Here is a 19,689-nt window from a genome sequence, read left to right on the forward strand (position 1 = left end):
ATTATTTCCCCCCAATAAGTATTCATTATTAATAGTTATACACGACTAACATTTGGAAGTCATGTAAATTATGGCTAAGGTGTGTGATTAAGGGTTGGTATAACTGCATTTTAAGGGAAAGCATGCTATACTTTGCATACTGAAGTCATCAAGGTATTGAAAGGTGTGTAACGATGTTATCCAAAGAAAAAATTAATCGCATTAATGAACTAGCAGCAAAAGCCAAAGCGGGCAGTTTAACAGAGGAAGAAGCGAAAGAGCGTACGTCCCTTCGCAAAGAATATTTAGATACATTTAGAGCAACAATGCGCAATACAATTGAAAATGTTAAAGTTGTCGATCAAGAAGGTAATGACGTAACTCCTGAGAAGGTAAAACAAGCGAAAAAAAATAAATTTCTAAATTAATATGACACATTTCATACAGGATGTAAGCAAATACATTTCGCGTGGACATGTCACTATGGATTTCTAGCAAAATCCTTGCCATCATTGAAGAAGGTTTCTTTTTTTATTTGTTAAACCTTCCTCCAAAATAAGCAGTAATTTTGTTATTATTTCTATCATTGCTATGTCTAAGTTACAGAATGATGATAAAGTATGTCATAAATCTCAAATAGTATAACAAAAGCATTGTTTTCTAGGACAATGTTGACTAAACTGTAGTAGAACAATATATAGGACGAGAAAGGATGTCACAACATAATGACTCAACATGCGGACCAACTAGCGATTAATGCTATCCGAACATTGTCAATTGATGCAATTGAAAAAGCAAATTCAGGTCACCCAGGCTTACCAATGGGGGCAGCGCCAATGGCTTACACGCTATGGACTAAACAACTTCGCCATAATCCGGCAAATCCAAAATGGTATAACCGCGATCGTTTCGTACTTTCAGCAGGTCATGGCTCTATGCTTTTATATAGCCTACTTCACCTTGGCGGATACGGCCTACCAATGGAAGAGATTCAAAACTTCCGTCAATGGGATTCATTAACTCCAGGACATCCAGAATACGGTCATACGGTTGGGGTAGAGGCAACAACAGGTCCTCTTGGACAAGGGATTGCGATGACAGTTGGTATGGCAATGGCAGAGCGTCATTTAGCAGCGACTTATAATAAACCAGGACATGAAATTGTCGATCACTATACTTTTGCGCTTTGTGGTGATGGCGACTTAATGGAAGGTGTTGCAGCTGAAGCGATTTCATTAGCTGGACATTTAAAACTTGAAAAATTAATCGTGTTATACGATTCAAATGATATTTCATTAGATGGTGATTTAGAAAAATCATTCTCTGAAAACGTACAAAAACGTTTTGAGTCATATGGCTGGAACTATTTAAAAGTGGCTGACGGTACAGATGTAGAAGCTGTTAACCAAGCTATTGAAGAAGCAAAAAAATCTTCTGGTAAGCCAACACTGATTGAAGTGAAAACAGTCATCGGTTTCGGTTCACCAAACAAATCAGGAAAATCAGATTCTCACGGTGCGCCACTAGGTACGGATGAAGTTGTCTTAACAAAAGCGGCTTACGAATGGACACATGAGCCATTCCAAATCCCATCTGAAGTATATGATACGTTTAATGCAGCAGCTGAAGTGCAAGGTGCACAGCCAGAAGCAGCTTGGAATGAGCAGTTCGTAGCATACAAAGCGGAGTTCCCTGAATTAGCAGCGCAATTTGAAAATGCAATGAATGGGAAACTACCTGAAGATTTCGCTTCAGAATTACCAGTGTATGAAGCGGGTAAATCTGTGGCAACACGTTCTTCATCAGGCGATGCAATCAATGCAATTGCCAAGAAAACACCATCATTCTTTGGTGGTTCAGCCGACCTTGCTGGCTCTAACAAAACGACGATGAAGGGCGCAGGCGACTTCTCTGCAGATGACTATGCAGGTCGCAATATTTGGTTTGGTGTCCGTGAATTCGCTATGGGCGCGGCAATGAACGGTATGGCGCTTCACGGCGGTCTAAACGTCTTTGGTGGTACATTCTTCGTATTCTCTGATTATGTACGTCCAGCTGTACGTCTTTCTGCATTAATGGGTCTTCCTGTGACATATGTATTCACGCATGACTCAATCGCAGTAGGGGAAGATGGTCCAACACATGAACCAATCGAGCATTTAGCTTCATTACGTGCAATGCCAAATCTTTCTGTTGTTCGTCCAGCAGATGCAAATGAATCAGCAGTTGCGTGGGAGCTTGCAGTATCATCAGAAAAAACACCAACTGTATTAGTATTATCTCGTCAAAACTTACCAGTGCTTGACGCGTCAATCGAAATAGTTCGTGAAGGTGTAGCAAAAGGTGCTTACACTGTATCACCTGCATCGAAAGAAGTAGCAGATGCTATTTTAATTGCAACAGGTTCTGAAGTTTCACTTGCAATTGAAGCGCAAAAAGCATTAAAAGCTGAAGGTATGGACGTTGCAGTCGTATCAATGCCTTCAATGGATCGCTTTGAAAAACAAGATGCAGCATATAAAGAATCGGTTCTTCCAAAAGCTGTTACAAAACGTTTAGCAATCGAAATGGGTGCATCATTCGGTTGGCACAAATATACTGGCTTTGAAGGTGACGTTCTTGCAATCGACAAGTTCGGCGCTTCTGCTCCAGGTGAGTTAGTTATGGAAAAATACGGTTTCACTGTAGAAAACGTTGTAGCAAAAGTTAAAGCACTATAAGAATTGGCTTCCATAAAAAATACCGCAAGCTCTTATTAAGCGTTGCGGTCAGACTGTAGACAAACTCGGAAATTTTCGAGATTGTCTACAGTCCTTTTTTTATTTTAATATGTAGATGACAACTACCGTTGATTTCCGTTACGGGCGATGTTTACTTTTACAACAATGAAAAAAGCTGGCTACTTGTACATGGTAAGCCATATTCTTCTGTGTTACCCAAATCTACTTTGATTGTTCCGTCAAAATTTTTACTACCCGTTTATCCTCAATCCTTTCAATATGATAATATTATTAAAAGAAATTTTATCATAAAGCATAAAAAAATGTAAAAGGTGAGCTTAAATGATTAAAAAACACTTTTTTTCTTTCTTTGCTTTTTTGTTTTTATTAGTGGGATGTTCAAATAAGGAAGTAATTATTGTCAAAAAACATGAAATTATAGAAATTGGGATTGTAGGGGAAATACCTTCTTTAATTAAAGAAAACAATATAAAATTTAAAAAAATAATGTTACAAGATTTACATAAACAAAATGAAGATTCTTTTGATGCTATTATGATTACGAAAGATTATTTACAAGAAGCTTCCGACGAACAGTATACTCAATTTTATTTAGATGCCTCTATACCGATTGTATTTGTTCAGTCAGACAAAGCTATTTCAGCTTTTATTATTCCTAACCACACGTACGAAAATACATTTGAAAATCACGCTCAAGATTATTTTATCGGTTATTATAAAGGTACTACTTTTGGCGTTGCTTTGAATGGAAATACAAATGAGGATTTAATAAAAGGTTATTGGAGTTTATTTGATTTATTAGCTAGATTAATACAAACAAATAATTAAAAAGAAACCGCAAGCTCTTATTGAGCGCTGCGGTATTTTTTGATCATTTCGATGTTACGACTCGCCACTAAACCTCGGCGAACCGCCACAAAAACAGAAGGACTCGCCACTAAAAACCAGCAAACTGCCATTAAAACAGCCTAAATCGCCACAAACCTGGCGACTTTAATAAAAATTACTTTGCTAAACCATTTTGAAAGGCGTAGACGACAGCTTGTGTTCGATCTTGAACGTCTAGTTTGGCTAAAATATTGCTGACGTGGGTTTTCACTGTTTTTAAGGCGATATATAAGTCATCCGCAATTTCTTGGTTTGCCTTGCCTTTTGCCATGAGCAAAAGAACTTCCATTTCACGTTCAGTTAATTGCTCATAAAGAGGCGTACTTGATCCATAGCGCATACGGTGCATCATTTTAGATGTGACTTCTGGCTCCAAAACAGTTTCTCCGCCCATTGTTTTACGAATGGCATCGGCAATTTGCTTGGCATTGGATGTTTTTAATATATAGCTAATCGCACCAGCCTCTAAAGCGGGATATACTTTATCGTCATCTAAAAAGCTTGTGACCATCATAATTTTCGCTTCTGGCCAAGCTTCAAGTATTTTGACGGTTGCTTCAGCTCCAGTCATCACAGGCATGACATTGTCCATTAAAATAATATCAGGACGAAGGGCGAGCGCGCGTTCAACAGCTTCGACGCCATTTTCAGCTTCCCCCACAACGGTAATATCAGGCTGTGCTGACAAGTAGGCAGATACGCCAATTCGTACCATCTCGTGGTCATCCACTATTAATACTTGAATCAACTTCAACAACCTCCTTCTGTAGTGGAACTTTTACCTCCACTATTGTACCTTCACCAGGTACTGAAACAATTTTATACCTACAACCAATTTCCACGGCCCGCTCAGCGATATTTTGTAAACCGTAGGAAGTCGATTTATCCGCCTCTACGTCAAAGCCAAGACCATTATCTTGAATGCGTAAAATAGCAAGGTTATCTCGGGCAACAAGAAGTAGTTCAACCTCTGTTGCTTTAGAATGGCGCAATGTATTGGACAATGCTTCTTGAGCAATGCGGAATAGGTGATCTTCCTCTGCTTTTGTTAAAGCTATTTCTTCTAGTTCATATTCTATATGAAAATATACTTTTTGTTGTAGTTCAATAATTAATTCCTCTAAGCCTTGGGCGAGGGTTTTATTGTGCAATGCAACAGGGCGTAAATGCAATAATAATGCGCGCATTTCTAGCTGAGCCTGCTGTACAATTTTTTCTACTTGCTTTAAACTTTTGGCATTTTCATCGCTTTCCGTTAAGGCGGAAAGTAACATTGAAGCGGCAAATAATTGTTGTGAAACCGAGTCATGGAGCTCGCGTGCAAGTCGTTGACGTTCGGCAATAATGCGCTCTTGAATTACTTTATCATTGGCTTCTGCACGTTCATTGGAAAGGCGCTGTAAGCTTTTTCGTTGTGTATCAATTAACTCGCTCGTTTGGACAAGTGCTTTTTTCAATGGTTTCGGTAGTGCATGTTTTTTAGGTAACACGAAATCAGGCTCGATTAATTCTTTTACAAAGCGAGTTGCTTGCGCCTCACGCGCACGTGCGGTCATACTAATCCAGCTTGCAATAAAGAAACTAAGCGCAAAGAGACTGATTAAAAAGACGCCACCTAGTGGAATATTATCATAATCTTGTTGCCACAAAGGTTCCCAAACTTTCTCATTTGGTTCACCCCAAATCGCAAAAAGGAGGCCGAATGCCGCGCCAATCAATATGAAAAATATAGTGAAAGCTCTAGAAAGAAAGGCAATCATTTACGTAGCACCTCCAAATCTCCTAGCCATGTAGCGACATGAATGACGAGGGTACGTTTTGCATCCTCAGGGTTGCCATCTGAGAACACGATACTTTCATTCAAAAGCCGCTGTGGATGTCTTTGCAAACATGTAAAGTCTCCAAATAGCGTTGTGTAGTGTAAGCGAAAAGGAACTTCATAAGGAACATAAATCTGTACTTTACCAATGCCTTGTCTAATCGTTACGAGACTTGGACCAGCAGGTAAAATTGTTTGGGTTGTATCAATTGTAATGTCACCAGCGAGTCGTTGAATTTGTACATCTTGCCATTTGTAAGCATCTTCAGGCGCAGGTATTGTACCGAATAGTTTATTTTCAGTTGCCGGCAACTTATCAAATTCCAATGTGACGATTTTCGGTTCGTTTTCTCGTTGTAAGTATTGATAGAGCATGTATAAGAGCAGTATGACGATAAATAATCGCAAACTCCACATCGTAAAGAGAGCAATCGCAATAAAGAAAATTCCTGTCCATTTTAAAAATCGCTTGTTTTTTGAAAAGCTTAAATAGAGCAGGACAGCACCGATTAACAAACAAAAAGCACCGCCATTATTGAAAATGGTTAGCTCTACAAATACGAGTAAAAAGAAGCATAGTACCCAAAATGTGAGTTTATTTGTTGTGAAGTTTTGCAAAAGGGTCACCCTTCTTTCTACTATGTAATATTTTACAACAAGAAATAATGCGCCGCTTTTAGTGGCGCATTTCTTTCTATTATAACATGTTATTTCTTTTCAATGAGTAGTGGTGAAACAGCTTCAGTTGAATTTTTTTCAAGTGCTGCTAGGCGTGCTTCAAAAGTTGTTACCTCATGATCTTTGTCGATACGATGGGCAAGTTTATCGATATAGGATTCTAAATCTTCGAAATTCGTTTTATTGTTGTTTGCAATCATGCCATCCATTTGATGGTGCGCACGTGTAACATTTTCTTTGCCCATTAGTTGTAATTGACGAACTTTCATATCTTTAATTTTGTGTTTCATTGTTTCAAATTTGCGTTCAAGTTCAAAGTATTCACGCGTGTTCACCTCGATACTTGTCTGTAATGCATGGTTACGAGCAGTATAGGCTGCTACTTCGTCCGAAGCAAAATCAATTAAATCTTGCTCGCCACTCGCAAGTGCTAATTGAAGTTGTGCTTCACGTTTTGCTAGTAAATCGGCATTTTGTTTAAGCTCCAGTTCCATTTTTTCTTTTAGTTTGCCCTGACGCTCTAATAATGTACCTGTTTGCTCTGTTTGTTTTTCAGCCTCACGAATGTATTGATTTAACAAAGCAATAGGATTTTTTTCTTCCTTTTTATCAAATAATTGATGTAAGTCTGCTTCAATTGTGTATCTAAAACGTTGTAATAAGTTCATTTTTAGTTCGCTCCTTTTATTTTGTTAAGTTTGACCATTCTTTTTCAAAGTTTGTAAACGGATCTTCTTCTTTCGCTTCAATTGTTGGGATGTTCACTTCTTCGCCATTCCATTTTTTGTAAATCACATAAATAATGGCGATTGCTGCAAGACCAATCATTGCTGGGATATTAGAGATAGCCGATAGTACACCGATTAAACCAACTGTAAACCAAATAATTTTTGCAAATGTCGATTTACTACCAATGTAGAAGTGCATGCCTAGTGCAACGAATGCAACTGAAAATACTAGACCAGTAATTGGTCCAATTAAGGCAAGTGCGACACATGCTGCAATAATACCTCCAGTTAGTAAAAGAAATTTTTTCATATGTTTTAGCTCCTTTCGTTTGTACCTTTATGTTACCTGCTTACGAGAACATCTAAAACGGACTGGAAATGGATTTTCCTCTAGGTCTTGAGGCGGAGCAGTTATTTTTTAAGCTGAAAGTAGAAGGTTTTCGACAAAAATAGAAGATGGTTGCCTCCTTCGTTTGACAAATTAACTAGAGACAATCCGCTATACTTACGTTAAAGAAACTGAGCGAAGGGGGATTTCTGGTGAGAACCTATTCCATATATAAAATAAAAGAAGAGCATTTAACGTTTATTTTCGGCAGAGAGCGTAAGTTGTTAGAGATGATGCAAGGCTGTGAAGATGCCAATGAGAAATCCTTAAAAGAACTCGCGTATATATGTGAAACTGTTCGCTTCGATGACATTGCCATCATGTTAGAAGCACAGCTAGATTCCAAATATGCACATTTAGAAAGAGCGCGTAATGCTTTATTTTTAGAACATCCGATAAAAGGAAAAATGGCGATTTATCTAGTAGATCGTAAAATTTGTGTCTATTGCGAAGGCTCACGTATGCTTGATTTGGACTTATTTCAAATGCTAGCAAAGATGAGTGAGCGTTTTATTGCCTTTAATAAACAAGATAATGAGTGTGGTTGGCTAAAGCCGATGAAGTATACAATGCACTAGGATTTTTCACTATAATATATAGTAACACGCTAGTATTTGGTGTATAATGGAGCGTGGAGAGTTTTTTTCTCGGTATATTGTAGTGGAGGAGGTTGGTTGTATGCCTACATGGGGCTGGATTATTATTGTAATTATCGCATTAGCAGCTGGTGCAGCACTTGGTTTCTACTTTGCACGTCAAGCTATGATGAAATATTTAAAAGAGAACCCACCAATTAACGAACAAATGATTCGAATGATGATGGCACAAATGGGTCGTACGCCGTCTGAAAAGCAAGTACGCCAAATGATGACGCAAATGAACAAATTCCAAAAATAATTGGAGTTTTTAAGGAGCAACTGGTTTAGGTAACCGGTTGCTTTTTTCGTTGACGTTTCTCGAAGAAGTGCATAAAAAAGGTGCTCAGATGAAGGAGGAGAATGGATTCATCTAAGCACGATTCTTCGGTGGTCTTGACAATATTTCCTATATGGAATGTACATCCATTAAATCGATTTCCGTGCCGAGAAATGTTTGAAAGGATAGTAATGATTGTTTCAATAACGTAGTGGGGATATCTTTCATAATAAAAACAATATGTGAAATCTGCATATTTTCTGGCCATTCACTTAAATGAATAGGTGGATGAATGATATGTTGAACACCATTTAAGATGATGGGTCCTGTTTCACCGACATCTAGCATTCCTTTCACGCGAAGAATGTTTTCTCCTCTTGCATAAAGCAATAAGCTAAGCCATACCCCGAAACTATTCCAATTTAAAGGTTGCAAAAAAGCAAAAGAAATCGATTGAATTTGCGATGTATGATTGCAAGGTAGCCGACTGTTACAAAATTTACTGTCCACATATAAAATGGATGGCTCCACGTTGCCATTTTCCACTTGAATGATTGTACAGGTTGGGTTAATCCTTAAAAATGCCCTCTATTTTTATGTTGGAATGCGTTATTTTAGCCATCAAAAAACACTAATTGATAAAAAATTCAGTAAATTAAATTAATTGTATTTACAAAAAACGCAACTTTTTTTTATTATAAATAAAAAATGCAAAAGCTAAGAAGAGGTGAGGTAATTGATGAAAAAGATTTCAATTTTATTTATCGTTATGTTGTTAACTTTATTATCAAATGCAAGCTTTACTTTAGCCAAAGCGGAAATTTCAAAGGAAGTAGAAGATTTGGGAATAGAAGAGTTTCCCACTGTTCATGAAATTGATAAAGCGAATGAAGCTCTTGATGAATTAGTAGTTCAAGCAAATGAAAACTTGGCAAATGGTATAGAAAGTTTTTATCTTAGAAAAAGTGTTGAGAATGGTTTTATAGAACTGACTTTTACTAGTTATGAAGTTACTCCTTTTTTGACCAATCCTTATAATGCTGCAAATACTAAATTTTTAGCATCTACAACTGCTGCTGCTAGTGCTGTCAAAAAGAAAGTTTATAGCGCATATGTAAAGAATACTATAGGTTGGAATTTTCAGCATGTTTTAGCAGGGGAGTTTACATATAGTAATGGAAAAATAATGGGTGCTACAAAAGATGCAAGGCTAACAGGGCTGGTGTATTCAGAATCTCATAATACTTGGATTGATGTACTAGATCCAAGTGTCTGGTATGTTCATAGTCATGGCAATTTTAAAGCGTTTAAATATTTAGTAGAATATAATACTTATCTTTCTGTTCAACTATTAGGGAGCGGGAATTATAGAATAACAAGAGCTGAAATATCAGCCTAAACAATAACACTTATGCATTGCAAATTTACTTGTAAAGGATGGTGCCAACGATGAATTATTTATTTCAATTTATTGTTGTGTTGCTATTTGTTTTGTTCTTTCATTATATCAATCAATTGCTTTTGATGAAAAAGTACGAGTTTAAAATACAGTGGAAGTCTATGTTGATACTAGTCTCACTTAGCGTTGTTATCACCATCCTTTTAAATATAGGTGATAATGGTGATATTCAGGAAATCGATTTCCCCATTTAGAAACGAAAGAACTATGGGGATGTTCTATTAGCATTTGATTTAGAAATATTTTTGTATTTCAAGTCATATTAAATAGTAATAAAAAAGGAGGGATTTTGTTTTAGTTAAATTATATATTACTATAATAATTAAGCGATTGTTGTAGCTCATCGGTATATTTGATGATTTTATAGAAAAATAGTTTTTATTAAAATACTAAAAATGTTATATAAGGAGGAATTTTTATGATAACTTTTATAACTTGTATAGTGATTTTAATTGTAGGTTATTTTACTTATGGGAAATTTGTTGAAAAGGTATTTATTCCTAAAGATGAGCGCCCTACACCAGCTTATGTAAATGCAGACGGTGTAGACTATGTACCAATGTCTACACCTAAAAATTCATTAATTCAGCTCCTAAATATTGCGGGTACTGGGCCTGTGTTTGGTCCTATTGTAGGTGCTTTATATGGCCCTGTTGCATTTGTATGGATTGTAGTTGGCTGTATATTTGCCGGGGCTGTTCATGATTATTTGACAGGCATGATCTCTATTCGTAATAAAGGAGCCCATTTACCTGAGCTTGCAGCGAAGTTTTTAGGAAAAGCAATGAAACATGTAGTAAATATTTTTGCACTTTTATTGCTCCTGTTAGTTGGTACTGTGTTTGTTACATCACCTGCAATGCTAATAAATAATTTAATGGATGGCAAAGTTGCGATAAGTATTATTGTAACGTTAATTTTTATCTATTATATTTTAGCAACATTACTTCCAGTTGATAAAATTATCGGTCGATTCTATCCTTATCTAGGAGCGCTACTTGTGATTTCAGCAATTGGAATTGGTATTAGTATGATCGTAAAAGGTTCACCAATTCCAGAGCTAACATTTGAGAATATGCATCCTGCTAAATTACCGATATTTCCATTAATATTCTTTACAATTACATGTGGGGCATTATCAGGTTTCCATGCAACACAAACACCAATCATTTCTCGTACAACTAAAAGAGAAAAAGAAGGACGTAAAATTTTCTATGGGATGATGATTACTGAAGGCATTATTGCGATGATTTGGGCGGCTGCTGCAATGAGCCTATTTGGAGGATATGGTGGTTTAAATGAGCTGATGGCAGCAGGTGGACCGGCTGCTGTAGTAAGCGAGGCATCTATTCTGATGCTCGGTTCAATTGGTGGAACTTTAGCAGTTTTAGGAGTAATCGTGCTACCTATTACATCAGGTGATACAGCGTTTCGTGCAGCTCGTATGATTATCGCTGATTATTTCAAATTTGCTCAAGCAAAATTAGTTAGTCGTTTATGGGTTGCAATCCCATTATTCGTCATGTCATATGTGTTAACGAAAATAGACTTTAATATTTTATGGCGTTATTTCTCATGGGCAAACGGTGTAACAGCAGTAATTGCCTTATGGGTAGCGGCAATGTATTTATTTTTGGACCGTAAAAACCATTGGATTGCAACAATCCCAGCTTCATGTATGACAAGTATGGTATTCAGCTATATTATTTATGAACCAACTATGGGATTCGGACAGGATGTTGCATTTTCTAATGCAGCTGGGATTATAGCCGGATTTATCATTACAGCCATATTCTTTGGGACAGCTTTGAAAAAACGTGGCACAAACTTCTTGTTAGATGAAGATGTGACAAGCTATCAACATGTTAAGTAGTATTAATTACGATATGATTTTAGTAAAGTGAAGTTAGAAAAAAGGGCATTTCAAATATCTTCATAAGTGCTGTACAAACCAAAGTAACTGATAATAAAAATATTACTTAAACATTAGCGAGAACCGTGAACATGTAAAGGATGATGACAACAATGAATTTTTTCTTACAGTTTGTTGTTGTGTTGCTGTTTGTTTCGTTCTTTCACTTTATTAATCAAATGTTATTACTCAAAAAGAATGATTTTAAATTACAATGGAAGTCAGTGTTAATACTAATCTCAATGAGCGTTGTGATTACATTGCTTTTAAACATACCGAGCCGTGTTCAAGAATTTGAATTTCCATTGTAGAAGCCGCAACACACCAGCAAAAATATTTTTCAGAGGGAAGACAAAACGAAATGGGCGTTTTGTCTTCTTTTTTAGTAAATTCGCACCCGAATTATCATTCTATTTCAAAAATTTACACATTTCATAGAAAACTAGGTATAATAGTTAGTATTGTCAGAAAAGGAGCTGTTAGCAATGGAACGCGAAAAAACAAATGTCGAGAGTTTTGATTTAGATCATACGAAAGTGAAAGCCCCTTATGTTCGTTTAGCGGGTGTAAAAGTAGGGAAAAATGGCGATGAAGTTTATAAGTACGACATTCGCTTAAAACAGCCTAACAAAGAGCATATGGAAATGCCAGCACTCCATTCTTTGGAGCATTTATCGGCAGATATTATCCGCAATTATTCAGATCACATCGTTGACTTTAGTCCAATGGGTTGTCAAACAGGGTTTTATGTATCGTTGATTAATCATAATGATTATGATGAATTGCTGACGATTTTAGAAAAAACTTTTACAGATGTAACGAAAGCAACGGCTGTTCCAGCATGCAACGAAGTGCAATGTGGCTGGGCGGCAAGTCATAGTCTTGAAGGTGCACAGGCGCTGGCAAAAGAATTTTTAGCGAAGCGAGACGAATGGCATATTGTTTTTGCAGAATAATAAAAAACCTTGCAAGTTGTCAAAGCTTGCAAGGTTTTTTCACTTATCGAAAGTGAAAAGGAATCACATTGGATGATGAAGCATCATGATTGATTTTTTCATAAATAAAACTTTCTAAAAAGTCATGTATGAGATCTTCATATTCAGCCATATTTTCATTAAAGGATTGAGCATGCGCCCCTTTTTCAAAAAGCTTCAATTTCTTAGGTCCATTTTTTTTATTGTATAAATCGAGTGACATTGAAGCAGGTATAAATGTATCAGGAATACTGTGAATAAAGAGAATCGGTTTTTCAATATGGGTCACAGCTTCAGAGGGCGTCACACTCTTAAATGAATAACCGTCGCGTAACCGGATAAAGAAATCTGCGAAACGAATCGGGATAATGGAGCCATATTTAAATTCGGTCTTCGCGATTTGCTTAAGCAGCATTGAGAAATCCGAAAAGGCACAATCTGCAATATAAAAATCAGCGCCATCTTCAACCGTTCCTGCGTACAACAGCATGGTTGCAGCACCCATTGACTCCCCATGGATGCCGAGCAAGGCATTTTCACCAATCATCGCTTTCACCGTTTTTACAACAGCATCTAAATCATTTTTTTCATAATAGCCATAGCTAGTCGTTTTGCCACCGGAATCGCCATGTCTTCGATGGTCAAAAATAACAGAATTATATCCTAACCGTTCAAAAAGACGAGCATATTTGACCGAGTTAATTTTATTTTCTGTAACACCGTGACAAATAATCATTGTATTGTTTGTTTGTAATGGTTGAAACATAATGCCGTGAATGGAATAACCATTGGGAGAGTCAATATTTAATTCACATTTAAAATTTTTATTGTACCAAGCTTCGTCAAACCGTTTGGCAGTTGTCTCACGTTCACGAATAAATTCAGGATCTTTTTTTTGAATGTACATTAATTTATTGGAAAGCGCAAAGCCGAACAGCCCCGTTGCTGCTGCAGCAAGCGTCGTTGTAATACCTGAAAATAAAAGCATTTTCTTTTTCATCTTCTACACCTCCACACCCTATTTCTTTTCATGTCTAGGCATTGTACTTAATGATTGTAAGCCAATGCACATTTCTTATTTGTAATGTTCCCAACTACGTTTGTTTAAAACACGACAACATTTTACAACAACTTTTGAAAAACTGCGATTATTTCTGTTATCGAAAATCGTCTAAACATTTGTTAAAATATACATATCTGCTAGTAGCATATGCATGCAGTGTTGATTTTTGAACGGGGAAAAGGGGAGAATGGTTATGACAAATGAGGTAGTGATTGTTAGTGCCGTGCGTACGGCACTCGGTTCATTCCAAGGAACATTAAAAGATGTACCAGCAACAACTCTTGGAAGTATCGTTATTAAAGAAGCATTAGCACGTGCTGGTGTAGCAGGTGAGCAAGTCGATGAAGTCATTATGGGGAATGTTTTATCGGCAGGTCTTGGACAAAATCCTGCTCGACAAGCATCGATTGCTGCGGGATTACCGAACACAGTGCCCGCTTTAACAATTAATAAAGTATGTGGCTCAGGTTTAAAAGCAGTGCATTTAGCAACACAAGCAATTGTTGCTGGCGATGCAGATATCATCGTGGCAGGCGGATTCGAAAATATGAGCCAAGCGCCTTATGTATTAAAAAATGCACGTGAAGGCTTCCGCATGGGCGATCAAAAAGTTGTAGATACGATGATTCATGATGGTTTATGGTGTGCATTTAATGACTATCATATGGGGATTACTGCCGAAAATTTATGTGATGCGTATGAAATTTCTCGTGAGGAGCAAGATGCTTTTGCCGCGCGTTCACAGCAGCGTGCAGAAGCGGCGATTGCAGCGGGGAAATTTAATAATGAAATTGTGGCTGTGGAAATACCACAACGTAAAGGCGATTCGATTATTTTTAATCAAGATGAATTTCCACGTGCAGGGGTTACGGCGGAATCATTAGCAAAGCTGCGTCCAGCATTTAAAAAGGACGGCTCTGTAACTGCAGCGAACGCTTCAGGCATTAACGATGGAGCAGCAGCGGTGGTTGTTATGTCAAAAGCTAAGGCTGTCGAGTTAGGTATTCAGCCAATGGCACTTATTTCAGCTAATGCGAGCGCAGGTGTAGATCCATCCATTATGGGAACTGGGCCAGTCACAGCGGTGAAGAAAGCATTAGCGAAGGCGGATGTTTCGTTAGAAGATATAGATTTAATTGAAGCAAATGAAGCATTTGCAGCACAATCGATTGCTGTCGATCGCGAACTAGGCTTTAATCATGATAAACTAAATGTAAATGGGGGAGCAATTGCCCTTGGTCATCCAATTGGAGCAAGTGGGGCACGAATTTTAGTGACACTGTTACATGAGATGGAAAAACGTGATGCAAAAACGGGCCTTGCTACATTATGCATCGGTGGGGGACAAGGCGTAGCAACAGTTGTTCAACGCCCTTAAAGTTAGTAAGAAGGTGAAAGTATGGGAAAAAAACGAAAACAACAGCAACGTGTTGACGATGGTATTTCTGCTAGTTTACCAAAGCAGGAGGCTGTTACATTAGCAGATCAGCTTGCTGGCGATGTGTTAGCAAAGTTAAAAGCTGCGAAACAAGATTTGTCAGCGAAAGAGCAAGCAGCAGAGGAAGAGCGTCAAGCACAGTTAGCTTTTGAGCGCAAGCAACGTGAGAAAAACAAAACGTTCGAAGAATTATTGAACGAATACGGTGACAAAGGCTCGAAATTTTAAGTTTGATAGAAACAGTGAATCTCTAGGAATGAGATTCACTGTTTTTTCGTTGATGTTGATATAGAATAATTTGACTCGCCACTATCTACGTGAGAATCGCCACTATCATTAGGAAATCGTTAATAGAAACAAAATTTTATTTTCTAAGCGACCGTAGTTTCTTTACGACTACGGCGATGCTAACCAATACAATAGCGCCTGCTGTATCTACTAGGACATCTTGCCCGCTCATGGTACGTCCAGGTGTAAAGCTTTGACGAAATTCATCTAGCATGGCAATGACAGCCGTAATGGCAATGGCTACGCTTGCGGCGAATCGCCGTTTCCCCCATGCAAAATATATCCCCAGTGCAATGCAGCCAAATCCTACAAAATGCGTGAATTTTCGAATTAAAAATTCTACAAATTTAAAGTAGCCTCGCTCTTCTATAGAAACGACTGTATCCCAATAGGGAATTTTTAAAAGGGACAGTTGTTTTTCAAAAGGCTTATGTGCTAATAGTTCCTCTAGTTCAGGAATAATCGACTGTTGTTCATAAGTCATGCTAGAGGATATTGCGAGAATGATTAAAAATAAAAGTAAAACGGACCATTTTTTCATCGGTGGTCAACGTATTGGTCTGCTTTAGTCAGAGCGTTCGCTTTATCAAAATTAGTGATTGCATTTATTTTTTCATAGGCATTTAGTGTTTGGGCGAGTTGCTCCTGCGAACTAGCACCAATCACTGTTGAAGCTATAGTGGGTTCCTTCAAATTAAAGGCTAGCCCTAATGCATGTAAATCTTCATAGTGTTTGGCTAAGTTTGTTAATGTTGTTGTTAATTCATCTATAGTGTATGTTTGATAGCCATTGACCTGTTGCAAACGTTCTTTCCAATTATTTGTTAATAATCCTTTTGCGATGGTGCCGCGTGTTACGACCGAAGCCCCCTCACTAGCTATAAAATCTAACCATTCTTCTGGGCGACGATCTAACGCACTATATTGCATCATGACACTTTTTGCCGAGCTTGCAGGTAAAAAACGTTTCAGTACATTTGGTCGAATCGAGGATATACCATATTCTCGAATGACACCGTCTTTTTTTAAGTTGTCAAACGTGTCGATAATACCGTCCCAGTCATCCTCTATTGTGCCACCATGTAGTTGATAGACATCAATGTAATCTGTACCGAGTCTTTTTAGGCTTTTATGAACAGCTTCTTTAATATAGGTAGGGGAGGCATCCCACTGCCAGCCGTCCACCCCTTCTGTCCAACGATTCCCTACTTTCGTTGCGATGATAATATCTTGTCGACGTTTGCCTAAAATTTCCCCAATTAATTGTTCATTGGCACCGAAATCATATAAATCTGCTGTATCAATGTAGTTAATGCCAGCATCTAGCGCCATATCGATAATGGACGCTGCAGTATTTTTATCTGTCGAAAGAGACATACCTCCTAAACTAATCTCTGAAATAAATAAATGACTTGTGCCGAGTTGTCTTTTTTTCATATGAATACCTCCTTCGATTTCTCTACTTGTAATGGTACAATGAACATATCTGAAGAACAAGCGAGGTTATGGGCAATGAAGAAGTTTGAAGAAATAACGACACAGACTACACCTATCTATAAAGGCAAAATCGTACACTTACAAGTTGATGATGTCACATTACCAAACGGGAAGTCTGCTAAGCGTGAAATTATTAAACACCCAGGAGCGGTAGCAATCATTGCCATTACCAACGAAGGCAAGCTCGTAATGGTGGAGCAATATCGTAAAGCGCTGGAACGTTCCATTGTAGAAATTCCGGCAGGTAAACTTGAAAGCGGTGAGGAGCCGATTCATACAGCACGTCGTGAATTGGAAGAAGAGACAGGCTATGGAGCACATCAATTCAAGTATTTACAAGCTTTTGCCACTTCACCAGGTTTTGCGGATGAAATTATACATCTATTTGTGGCGACAGATTTATATCACATTGAAAATAGTGCAGAACTAGACGAAGATGAATTTGTCGAATTACTAGAAGTTTCGTTGGAAGAGGCACAAGCAATGGTTGCTGACGGGCGTATATATGATGCGAAAACAGCGTTTGCCGTGCTGTGGTTGGCATTGCAACAAGAAAAATAAAGTTTAGCATAATAGAAGCGGACGAGCATAAGCTGTACAAACCTTGATAGAAAAGGAGCATGCTTATGTCTCGTACGGTTTCTATATTTTATCACGCATCAATTGTTGCAGTGAGCTTCGTTTGTGGCGTCATCTGCTTTCATATTATTGGAGGGGCGAATGCAGAGCCTTTTATTTTGTTTATAGAACCTCGTTTAGCAGATGTGGACAGGCAATCTATTGTACGTTTAGTGTTACCTGTAGTCGCTTCTGTCGGTATTGTACTGTTACTTGCAACGCATAGTGTTTTAAAAGTTTTAGTACGTGTTACAGTGGCAATACGCGCAACGTTTTTTGGCTTTAGCTCTGTATTTTTACTACAAAAACTTGAAGCATTTTGGCTATATACGATTTGGTGGTTTCCATTTCAGCTTATCTATTGTATATTGTTGCTAGTCCTATGTAATTTACTAGTACCTGCTTGGTCGAAGCGAAAAATCGGGAAAAAGACGAATGGACGGACAATTTTGTTGAATTTTATCGCTTTTTTCATCATAATAGTTGCTGAGTTTATCGTTATATCGTATGTACTCAAATAATGCATAAAATACGTTCAAATGAAGCAACAGCTAAAAACATTAAAAGCTTATTTGAAATCTATTCACTATCTTGTAATAGGATTTACTCCTTTGGTATAATGAAATAAGTTTAGGGGGGCGTCACATGGAAAGCCGAATTGATCGTATAAAAAAACAGTTGCATAGTGCTAGTTATAAGCTGACGCCGCAGCGAGAAGCAACAGTTGCTGTTTTGCTAGAGCATGAAGAGGACCACTTAAGTGCAGAGGATGTCTATCTTTTAGTAAAAGATAAGGCACCAGAAATAGGTCTGGCTACTGTTTATAGAACGTTAGAATTACTAACAGAGCTTAAAATCGTCGACAAAATCAACTTTGGAGATGGCGTATCACGCTACGATTTACGCCAAGAAGGAGCTGCGCATTTCCATCACCATCTCGTTTGTATCGAGTGCGGTGCGGTAGATGAAATTCAAGAAGATTTACTTGAAGATGTGGAAGCCGTTGTTGAGAAACGTTGGAACTTTATTATAAAAGATCACCGACTAACTTTCCACGGTATTTGCTGGCGTTGTCATGATAAAAACGACGAAACGAATGAAGAACAATAACGAAAAACTGTCTGATGAAATCTTGCGTATAGATTGCATCAGGCAGTTTTTTGTTTTTTTATGCTTAATGGGATGCTCTATTATTCTAGTAAAGGGAGGATAAGCCTGTAAGCAAATTACCTTTAAGCTAAAGTGTAGCCTTTTCGCACTTTTTTTATAGGCGTGCTAAAATAGAGAATAATTGACAGTGAGGGGGCGTTGTGATGAATGAATTTCAATATGCAATAGAGGATTATATCCATTTTATCCAGGTAGAGCGGCAATTATCCGTTAATACATTAGCATCCTATCGCCGAGACTTAGAAAACTATGTCCATTTTTTGCAAGAAGCTGAAGGAATGGCTGATTTTCGCAATATTGAACGTACAACGATTTTGCGCCATTTAGAGCAACTGCGCATGCAAGGAAAGACGAGCCGTACTGTTGCACGACATATCTCATCCATACGTAGTTTCCACCAATTTTTACTTCGAGAAAAGCGCACAGAAACTGATCCTACGGTGCATTTAGAAATGCCAACGATTGAACAAAAACTACCAAATATTCTATCGATTGAAGAAATCGAAGCATTGCTAGCAGTACCGAATCGCAGCAAGCCACAAGGTGTTCGAGATGTAGCAATGCTAGAGCTTTTATATGGCTCTGGCATGCGTATAAGTGAGCTGATTGCACTCGATTTGGCTGATATCCATCTAACGATGGGCTTTGTACGTGTATTTGGAAAGGGAGGCAAGGAGCGCATTATTCCGCTTGGTAAAAGTGCCCTTTCTGCATTGGGTGTTTATTTAGATGGTGCACGAGGTACATTACAAGGGAAATACCCAAAAACAGATGCCTTTTTTATTAATCAACGAGGGAAACGTTTAACAAGGCAAGGTTGTTGGAAATTAATGAAGGAGCACGCATTAAAGGCGGGCATCCAACATGAACTGACACCACATACGTTACGTCATTCCTTCGCTACTCATTTAGTGGAAAATGGAGCTGATTTACGTGCAGTGCAGGAGATGCTAGGGCATGCAGATATTTCCACAACTCAAATTTATACGCATATTAGTAAAACGAGACTTTCAGAAGTTTACAAGCAGTACCATCCGCGTGCCTAATAAAAAACAAGTGACAGATAGTGCTTTTTTCTTGTTTAAGGAAAATATATTACTTAGTCGGATGTCTGACCTTTATCCTTTCGCTTGT

General features: G+C 37.9%; 23 protein-coding genes. 14 read left to right on the plus strand and 9 right to left on the minus strand.

The genetic code is table 11. The features are described 5' to 3' along the window. Positions 1 to 173: 173 nt before the first annotated feature. From MHH88_RS06215 to MHH88_RS06225, 3 genes are all read left to right on the plus strand, one after another. Positions 174 to 407 (plus strand): DUF896 domain-containing protein, encoded by a 234-nt coding sequence (locus tag MHH88_RS06215; RefSeq protein WP_024361527.1) that lies wholly within the window; start codon positions 174 to 176, stop codon positions 405 to 407. A 297-nt stretch (positions 408 to 704) separates the two neighbouring features. Then, complete coding sequence (gene tkt, locus MHH88_RS06220; protein WP_339261876.1) at positions 705 to 2,699, plus strand: transketolase; 1,995 nt, start codon at positions 705 to 707, stop codon at positions 2,697 to 2,699. A gap of 342 nt (positions 2,700 to 3,041) precedes the next feature. Further along, entirely contained in the window at positions 3,042 to 3,548 is a 507-nt protein-coding gene (locus MHH88_RS06225; protein WP_339261878.1) for a hypothetical protein, read from the plus strand. A gap of 175 nt (positions 3,549 to 3,723) precedes the next feature. Here the strand turns inward: MHH88_RS06225 and MHH88_RS06230 are convergent, their stop codons facing one another. The 5 genes from MHH88_RS06230 to MHH88_RS06250 form a co-directional block, all read right to left on the minus strand. After that, positions 3,724 to 4,356, minus strand: coding sequence for a response regulator transcription factor (locus MHH88_RS06230; RefSeq protein ID WP_339261879.1), 633 nt, complete (start codon positions 4,354 to 4,356; stop codon positions 3,724 to 3,726). Next, positions 4,331 to 5,368, minus strand: coding sequence for a sensor histidine kinase (locus MHH88_RS06235; protein WP_069510954.1), 1,038 nt, complete (start codon positions 5,366 to 5,368; stop codon positions 4,331 to 4,333). Before MHH88_RS06235 ends, MHH88_RS06230 begins: the two co-directional genes overlap by 26 nt. Beyond that, on the minus strand, positions 5,365 to 6,045 hold the full coding sequence (gene liaF, locus MHH88_RS06240) for a cell wall-active antibiotics response protein LiaF (protein WP_339261880.1): 681 nt from the start codon (positions 6,043 to 6,045) through the stop codon (positions 5,365 to 5,367). The genes MHH88_RS06235 and liaF overlap by 4 nt, the downstream gene beginning before the upstream one ends. 89 nt (positions 6,046 to 6,134) lie before the next feature. Beyond that, positions 6,135 to 6,773, minus strand: a complete 639-nt coding sequence (locus MHH88_RS06245) for a PspA/IM30 family protein (protein ID WP_069510950.1) — start codon at positions 6,771 to 6,773, stop codon at positions 6,135 to 6,137. Positions 6,774 to 6,789: 16 nt separating this feature from the next. After that, on the minus strand, positions 6,790 to 7,143 hold the full coding sequence (locus MHH88_RS06250) for an ABC transporter permease (protein ID WP_069510948.1): 354 nt from the start codon (positions 7,141 to 7,143) through the stop codon (positions 6,790 to 6,792). A gap of 230 nt (positions 7,144 to 7,373) precedes the next feature. Here MHH88_RS06250 and sirA point away from each other — a divergent pair, with 230 nt between their 5' ends. Together sirA and MHH88_RS06260 are read left to right on the plus strand one after the other, a co-directional pair. Next, positions 7,374 to 7,799, plus strand: a complete 426-nt coding sequence (sirA, locus tag MHH88_RS06255; RefSeq protein ID WP_024361519.1) for a sporulation inhibitor of replication protein SirA — start codon at positions 7,374 to 7,376, stop codon at positions 7,797 to 7,799. Between the two features lie 100 nt (positions 7,800 to 7,899). Further along, positions 7,900 to 8,118, plus strand: a complete 219-nt coding sequence (locus MHH88_RS06260; protein WP_024361518.1) for a YneF family protein — start codon at positions 7,900 to 7,902, stop codon at positions 8,116 to 8,118. A gap of 147 nt (positions 8,119 to 8,265) precedes the next feature. Here the strand turns inward: MHH88_RS06260 and MHH88_RS06265 are convergent, their stop codons facing one another. After that, complete coding sequence (locus MHH88_RS06265; protein ID WP_339261884.1) at positions 8,266 to 8,682, minus strand: GTP-binding protein; 417 nt, start codon at positions 8,680 to 8,682, stop codon at positions 8,266 to 8,268. 190 nt (positions 8,683 to 8,872) lie between these two features. Here MHH88_RS06265 and MHH88_RS06270 point away from each other — a divergent pair, with 190 nt between their 5' ends. The 3 genes from MHH88_RS06270 to MHH88_RS06280 all read left to right on the plus strand — a co-directional run bounded on the left by MHH88_RS06270 (position 8,873) and on the right by MHH88_RS06280 (position 12,463). After that, positions 8,873 to 9,535: a hypothetical protein gene (locus MHH88_RS06270; protein ID WP_339261886.1), complete on the plus strand. Its 663-nt coding sequence runs from the start codon at positions 8,873 to 8,875 to the stop codon at positions 9,533 to 9,535. A gap of 478 nt (positions 9,536 to 10,013) precedes the next feature. Beyond that, positions 10,014 to 11,468 carry a carbon starvation CstA family protein gene (locus MHH88_RS06275; RefSeq protein ID WP_339261888.1) on the plus strand — a complete coding sequence of 485 codons (1,455 nt, stop codon included), beginning with the start codon at positions 10,014 to 10,016 and terminating at the stop codon, positions 11,466 to 11,468. A gap of 524 nt (positions 11,469 to 11,992) precedes the next feature. Next, the gene (locus tag MHH88_RS06280) at positions 11,993 to 12,463 is read left to right on the plus strand and encodes an S-ribosylhomocysteine lyase (RefSeq protein ID WP_024361515.1); all 471 of its coding nucleotides are present in this window, start codon (positions 11,993 to 11,995) and stop codon (positions 12,461 to 12,463) included. A gap of 43 nt (positions 12,464 to 12,506) precedes the next feature. On the opposite strand, the gene MHH88_RS06285 is transcribed toward MHH88_RS06280, so the two are convergent. Next, positions 12,507 to 13,481, minus strand: coding sequence for an alpha/beta hydrolase (locus MHH88_RS06285; protein WP_069510936.1), 975 nt, complete (start codon positions 13,479 to 13,481; stop codon positions 12,507 to 12,509). A 256-nt stretch (positions 13,482 to 13,737) separates the two neighbouring features. Between MHH88_RS06285 and MHH88_RS06290 the strand changes: the two genes are divergently transcribed. Together MHH88_RS06290 and MHH88_RS06295 are read left to right on the plus strand one after the other, a co-directional pair. After that, positions 13,738 to 14,922 carry an acetyl-CoA C-acetyltransferase gene (locus tag MHH88_RS06290; protein ID WP_069510935.1) on the plus strand — a complete coding sequence of 395 codons (1,185 nt, stop codon included), beginning with the start codon at positions 13,738 to 13,740 and terminating at the stop codon, positions 14,920 to 14,922. 21 nt (positions 14,923 to 14,943) lie between these two features. Beyond that, positions 14,944 to 15,210 (plus strand): YqkE family protein, encoded by a 267-nt coding sequence (locus MHH88_RS06295; RefSeq protein WP_339261891.1) that lies wholly within the window; start codon positions 14,944 to 14,946, stop codon positions 15,208 to 15,210. A gap of 136 nt (positions 15,211 to 15,346) precedes the next feature. Here MHH88_RS06295 and MHH88_RS06300 read toward each other — a convergent pair whose 3' ends face one another. After that, complete coding sequence (locus tag MHH88_RS06300; protein ID WP_339261893.1) at positions 15,347 to 15,811, minus strand: VanZ family protein; 465 nt, start codon at positions 15,809 to 15,811, stop codon at positions 15,347 to 15,349. Next, a complete protein-coding gene (locus MHH88_RS06305; protein ID WP_339261894.1) occupies positions 15,808 to 16,707 on the minus strand; it encodes an aldo/keto reductase in 900 nt (299 codons plus the stop codon). Before MHH88_RS06305 ends, MHH88_RS06300 begins: the two co-directional genes overlap by 4 nt. Positions 16,708 to 16,782: 75 nt before the next feature. On the opposite strand from MHH88_RS06305, the gene MHH88_RS06310 reads away from it, so the two are divergent. The 4 genes from MHH88_RS06310 to xerD all read left to right on the plus strand — a co-directional run bounded on the left by MHH88_RS06310 (position 16,783) and on the right by xerD (position 19,601). Beyond that, complete coding sequence (locus MHH88_RS06310; protein WP_339263006.1) at positions 16,783 to 17,328, plus strand: NUDIX hydrolase; 546 nt, start codon at positions 16,783 to 16,785, stop codon at positions 17,326 to 17,328. Between the two features lie 65 nt (positions 17,329 to 17,393). Continuing rightward, on the plus strand, positions 17,394 to 17,906 hold the full coding sequence (locus MHH88_RS06315; protein WP_069510926.1) for a hypothetical protein: 513 nt from the start codon (positions 17,394 to 17,396) through the stop codon (positions 17,904 to 17,906). Between the two features lie 124 nt (positions 17,907 to 18,030). After that, complete coding sequence (locus tag MHH88_RS06320; protein WP_069510924.1) at positions 18,031 to 18,495, plus strand: Fur family transcriptional regulator; 465 nt, start codon at positions 18,031 to 18,033, stop codon at positions 18,493 to 18,495. 203 nt (positions 18,496 to 18,698) lie between these two features. Further along, the gene (gene xerD / locus MHH88_RS06325; RefSeq protein WP_069510922.1) at positions 18,699 to 19,601 is read left to right on the plus strand and encodes a site-specific tyrosine recombinase XerD; all 903 of its coding nucleotides are present in this window, start codon (positions 18,699 to 18,701) and stop codon (positions 19,599 to 19,601) included. The last annotated feature ends 88 nt before the right edge of the window (positions 19,602 to 19,689 follow it).

Source organism: Lysinibacillus sp. FSL K6-3209 (genome assembly GCF_037976175.1).
GTDB lineage: Bacteria > Bacillota > Bacilli > Bacillales_A > Planococcaceae > Lysinibacillus > Lysinibacillus sphaericus_D.

What these genes read in the sequence shown, in the direction of transcription:
- MHH88_RS06250 (WP_069510948.1), bottom strand. Translation starts at nt 7,143, where the DNA reads ATGAAAAAATTTCTTTTACTAACTGGAGGTATTATTGCAGCATGTGTC.
- MHH88_RS06260 (WP_024361518.1), top strand. Translation starts at nt 7,900, where the DNA reads ATGCCTACATGGGGCTGGATTATTATTGTAATTATCGCATTAGCAGCT.
- MHH88_RS06310 (WP_339263006.1), top strand. Translation starts at nt 16,783, where the DNA reads ATGAAGAAGTTTGAAGAAATAACGACACAGACTACACCTATCTATAAA.
- MHH88_RS06320 (WP_069510924.1), top strand. Translation starts at nt 18,031, where the DNA reads ATGGAAAGCCGAATTGATCGTATAAAAAAACAGTTGCATAGTGCTAGT.
- MHH88_RS06285 (WP_069510936.1), bottom strand. Translation starts at nt 13,481, where the DNA reads ATGAAAAAGAAAATGCTTTTATTTTCAGGTATTACAACGACGCTTGCT.
- MHH88_RS06215 (WP_024361527.1), top strand. Translation starts at nt 174, where the DNA reads ATGTTATCCAAAGAAAAAATTAATCGCATTAATGAACTAGCAGCAAAA.
- MHH88_RS06280 (WP_024361515.1), top strand. Translation starts at nt 11,993, where the DNA reads ATGGAACGCGAAAAAACAAATGTCGAGAGTTTTGATTTAGATCATACG.
- MHH88_RS06235 (WP_069510954.1), bottom strand. Translation starts at nt 5,368, where the DNA reads ATGATTGCCTTTCTTTCTAGAGCTTTCACTATATTTTTCATATTGATT.
- MHH88_RS06300 (WP_339261893.1), bottom strand. Translation starts at nt 15,811, where the DNA reads ATGAAAAAATGGTCCGTTTTACTTTTATTTTTAATCATTCTCGCAATA.
- MHH88_RS06295 (WP_339261891.1), top strand. Translation starts at nt 14,944, where the DNA reads ATGGGAAAAAAACGAAAACAACAGCAACGTGTTGACGATGGTATTTCT.
- MHH88_RS06315 (WP_069510926.1), top strand. Translation starts at nt 17,394, where the DNA reads ATGTCTCGTACGGTTTCTATATTTTATCACGCATCAATTGTTGCAGTG.
- MHH88_RS06275 (WP_339261888.1), top strand. Translation starts at nt 10,014, where the DNA reads ATGATAACTTTTATAACTTGTATAGTGATTTTAATTGTAGGTTATTTT.
- MHH88_RS06225 (WP_339261878.1), top strand. Translation starts at nt 3,042, where the DNA reads ATGATTAAAAAACACTTTTTTTCTTTCTTTGCTTTTTTGTTTTTATTA.
- MHH88_RS06290 (WP_069510935.1), top strand. Translation starts at nt 13,738, where the DNA reads ATGACAAATGAGGTAGTGATTGTTAGTGCCGTGCGTACGGCACTCGGT.
- MHH88_RS06305 (WP_339261894.1), bottom strand. Translation starts at nt 16,707, where the DNA reads ATGAAAAAAAGACAACTCGGCACAAGTCATTTATTTATTTCAGAGATT.
- tkt (WP_339261876.1), top strand. Translation starts at nt 705, where the DNA reads ATGACTCAACATGCGGACCAACTAGCGATTAATGCTATCCGAACATTG.
- xerD (WP_069510922.1), top strand. Translation starts at nt 18,699, where the DNA reads ATGAATGAATTTCAATATGCAATAGAGGATTATATCCATTTTATCCAG.
- MHH88_RS06245 (WP_069510950.1), bottom strand. Translation starts at nt 6,773, where the DNA reads ATGAACTTATTACAACGTTTTAGATACACAATTGAAGCAGACTTACAT.